Below are 4,199 nucleotides of genomic sequence, written 5' to 3'. Positions count from 1 at the left end.
ACCGTCACCATGGATGCGCAGGACGCATCGGGCAATGATGCCACGCAAGCCAGCTTTACCGTCACCGTAAACGATGCGGATACGCCGGTGTTGACCGCGCCGGATGCACAAACGGCCGAAACCGATGAGGGCGCCGATACCGTCTCCATCGATGTGACCAGCCTTGGCTCCGTCAGCGACAATGTCGACAGCAGCCTTGCGATCACCTACAGGGTCGGCGACACCACGCTGACCGGCGCCTATGATTTCCCTGTGGGCGAGACAACCGTCACCATGGATGCGCAGGACTCGGCGGGCAATGATGCCACGCAAGTCAGCTTTACCGTCACGGTCACAGCAACGATGACGGTCGACGACGAAGCACCGGTGCTGACCGCGCCGGATGCGCAAACGGCCGAAACCGATGAGGGCGCCGATACCGCCTCCATCGATGTGACAAGCCTTGGCTCCGTCAGCGACAATGTCGACAGCAGCCTTGCGATCACCTACAGGGTCGGCGACACCACGCTGACCGGCGCCTATGATTTCCCTGTGGGCGAGACAACCGTCACCATGGATGCGCAGGACTCGGCGGGCAATGATGCCACGCAAGTCAGCTTTACCGTCACGGTCACAGCAACGATGACGGTCGACGACGAAGCACCGGTGCTGACCGCGCCGGATGCGCAAACGGCCGAAACCGATGAGGGCGCCGATACCGCCTCCATCGATGTGACAAGCCTTGGCTCCGTCAGCGACAATGTCGACAGCAGCCTTGCGATCACCTATAGGGTCGGCGACACCACGCTGACCGGCGCCTATGATTTCCCTGTGGGCGAGACAACCGTCACCATGGATGCGCAGGACTCGGCGGGCAATGACGCCACGCAAGTCAGCTTTACCGTCACGGTCACCGATGTCACTCCGCCGTCAGTGCCGACTGTGGCCAATGTTGAGGTCAACGACGACCGCACCCTGACGGTCACGGGCACCACAGATCCCGGCGCGACGGTCACCGTGATTTTCCCGGATGGCAGTCGGGCTACGACTGTGGCCTCGGGCGGGTCCTCAAACCGGGAAAGCAAGAGAACACTCCTGAAATCGTCGATCAATGCCGCAACCGTTGGCACCTTCTCCGTTGTGTCTGCGACGCCCCAAACAAGCGGTGATGTCACGGTTACCGCGACCGACGCCAATGGCAATACCTCTGGTGCCAGTGTTACCTTCGTTGATGCAACCTCGCCCGAAGTCGTGATCAGCGGTGCTCCGGAGCGATTGGCGCATAGAGCGAGCTTTGACGTCACCATCACATTTACCGAAAGCGTGATCGGCTTTGCGGCCAGCGATATCACCGCCGTCAATGCCTCTGTCACAGGGCTGAGCGGTAGCGGCGCGGTCTACACCGCCAGCATTGCCTCCGCAGGGACGGGCGACGTGAGCCTCTCGGTTGCGGCCGGGGCGGCGACGGATGCGGCGGGCAATCTCACCACAGCCTCCAACACGCTGGTTGTGGCCGACACAACCGTGGAAGAGACGCAAAAGACTATCGCAAGCTTCCTCTATAGCCGGGCCAACCAACTGATCGCCAACCAACCCAATCTGACCGGTTTTCTGACCGGCGCTGATGGCACGTTGGATGTGGCGGTCACCCGGGGGACGGGGCATTTCAACCTTGCGTCTGGGGGCAACAAGAACAGCTGGCTTCGTCTGAAGGGCGCCTGGTCCGAGGATGGCACCGCCGAAAGCCAGTCTGCCTTTGGCGCCCTGGGTGGCCACATACACCTGCAGGAAACGGTGCTCTTGGGGGCGATGCTGCAATTTGACCACCTGTCACAGGACGATGGCGCCGCCAGGGTTGAGGGCACGGGCTGGTTGGTCGGTCCCTATGTCGTGGCGAAATTGCCCGGTGATCCGCTCTATTTTGAGGGTCGCCTGCTTTATGGTCAGTCCTCCAACACCGTATCACCCTTTGGCACCTACGAAGATGATTTCGACACCTCACGCCTGTTGGCGCAGGTCAGGGTGACCGGTGACTACGCCTATCAAAATGCGGTGCTAAGCCCCTATCTGAACGCCGCCTACCTCAAGGACGATCAGGACGCCTATACCGACAGCCTCGGCAATCTGATCGGCGCCCAGAGCATAACCCTGCGCCAAATCGCCCTCGGCCTTGACGCCACGCGCTCCCTTGCGGTGGACAGCGGGTTGCTGATGCTACAGGCTGGGATTTCGGGGGTCTGGTCCTCTACCAGCGGTACCGCTGTGGCTGAGACGGTTCTGCCGGGCTACGCCGGGTGGCGCGGTAAGATCGATGCGGGCCTGAGTTATGAGAGCGACGGCCACGGCACCCTCACAGCCACTGCGTTTGTCGATGGTTTAGGTGCGGCGGACTTTAATAGCTACGGCCTGAGCGTGGGGTATACCCTAGCGTTCTGAGTGGCCTGCTGCCGTTTCGTGGATACTGAGATCAGTCTCTATGAAATTGGAGAATCTATAGGACGAGAAGGATGTTCAACCGCGGGTTCAAGCAGGAAGCGGTTGAATTGGTGACCAAGCAGGGTGTCAGATCGGCGATCTGCTCGTTCTCTTCATCCAGCTTGGGGCTACAGCGATAGCACGTCTCGCGGACATCAAAGGCCCCAAACGCCAGCGCGATGCTGACGCCCTTCATCGCCACCGCTGTCATGGCCAACTCCCCGCGTTGAGTTGGCCATGACATTTTTTACGTGCACCTCCTTCACGAGGCCGTTCTGCATGCTCACGGTGCCGCTCGGCGCCAGGCACACCGCCCTCCATCGGGCGTCTGGCGCAGCACATCCATGATCTGGATTCTTGTGAAACGTGCCCTCTTCATCGGAATTTCCTCGTTCATCCTGCCGAGACGCTTCCACTTCAGCATCCCCGAAGATCTGGGCAGGGGGGGGGGCGTATGAACGATTTCCGAAATCGTGCCAAATTCTCATTTGGCAACAGCAGCCGACACATGCATGGGGCCGGGTGCGTTTTCGGAAACGAGCGGTTCTCTTTGTTCAAAGAGGCTTGCCTGAGTTCAGACTCAGCGCCGTCGACCCCGCTTTGACGTTTTCTTGTTCCCGCGTGCGCCGGTCACCACCGGCGTATTCTGTTTGTTTTCATCCCTCAACTTGCTCCACCGGGCGAGGCGCGCGGGATCGAGCTTCCCGGCCGCGACCGCGGCTTGAACCGCGCAGCCGGGTTCGTGTTGGTGGGTGCAATCGCGAAATCTGCACTCAGGGGCCAATTCCGTGATCTCGGCAAACAGCGCATCAAGACCCGTCGATAAATCGCTCACATGCAAGGTGCGCATTCCGGGCGTGTCGATCACCCAGGCACCGCCTTCGATGGTGTGAAGGGAGCGCGACGTGGTGGTATGCCTTCCCTTTGCGTCATCCTCGCGGACGCTGCCCGTTGCCTGCGCGTCGTCTTCGGATTTACGGGCCAGCGTATTCAACAGCGTCGACTTGCCCACACCGGATGACCCGATCAGCGCCACGGTCTGTCCCGCGCGACACCAAGGCGCGAGGGCGGCAATCGCGCCGCGTGACTTTCCGTTGATCGAAACCACTTGCAATCCCCGCTGCAACGCTGCGGCTTTGCGCTGGAATTTAGCTCCATCAGGCGTCTGATCCACCTTGGTCAACACAATCACGGCCCCGGTCCCTGCTTGGTTGGTCATGGCAAGATAGCGTTCAAGGCGGGCCGGATTGAAGTCATCGTTGCAGGACGTCACGATAAAGACCGTATCGACATTGGCCGCGATCAGTTGCAACTGCCGCGCTCCGACGGTTTGACGTTGCAGCAGCGAATGGCGGTCCAGTCGGCGGGAGATTATATGGCTTTGAGGATCGGCCAGAACCCAATCCCCGACGGCAAAATCTGCAGTTGTCATCGCCGCAGGCAGGCTCACTTTGACCTGCCCAGCGACGGAAAGAGCGGTCAACTTCGACCGATGCACCGCAGAGATCCTCATCGGCACAAGACCTGCGTCGTCAGGACAAAGTTGATTTTGCAAGGCGGTTGTCCAGCCGAGCGCGTGCAAAGGTTCGAGGATATGATGGTCTTGCGTTTCCACAAGACCCTGAATGATGTGATTGGACGCTCAGGGCAAGTGTTTCGGCTGCACTGCGAATGACCTGCCCCCGCAAAATGTCTCGCTACGAAGTAAAGTCTGCCAGTTTTGCTGAGCCTCCCCCTTTAAAGTG

2 protein-coding genes and 1 pseudogene are annotated in these 4,199 nt (G+C 60.2%); 1 reads left to right on the top strand and 2 read right to left on the bottom strand.

Annotated elements, in window-relative coordinates; all coding sequences use genetic code 11:
- Positions 1 to 2,415, top strand: a 2,415-nt coding sequence (locus FGE21_RS19600) for an HYR domain-containing protein (RefSeq protein WP_139665084.1), incomplete at its 5' end; no start/stop codon positions are given.
- Between the two features lie 127 nt (positions 2,416 to 2,542).
- Here FGE21_RS19600 and FGE21_RS20550 read toward each other — a convergent pair.
- Together FGE21_RS20550 and rsgA are read right to left on the bottom strand one after the other, a co-directional pair.
- Positions 2,543 to 2,683: pseudogene (locus FGE21_RS20550) on the bottom strand (IS3 family transposase); the annotation flags it as partial.
- A gap of 351 nt (positions 2,684 to 3,034) precedes the next feature.
- A complete protein-coding gene (gene rsgA, locus FGE21_RS19590) occupies positions 3,035 to 3,967 on the bottom strand; it encodes a ribosome small subunit-dependent GTPase A (protein WP_139665082.1) in 933 nt (310 codons plus the stop codon).
- Positions 3,968 to 4,199: the final 232 nt, after the last annotated feature.

This window comes from Phaeobacter sp. B1627 (genome assembly GCF_006265095.1).
Taxonomy (GTDB): Bacteria; Pseudomonadota; Alphaproteobacteria; order Rhodobacterales; family Rhodobacteraceae; genus Epibacterium.
Note: the sequence above shows the minus strand (reverse complement) of the source record. Positions and strands in the feature narration are given on the sequence as shown.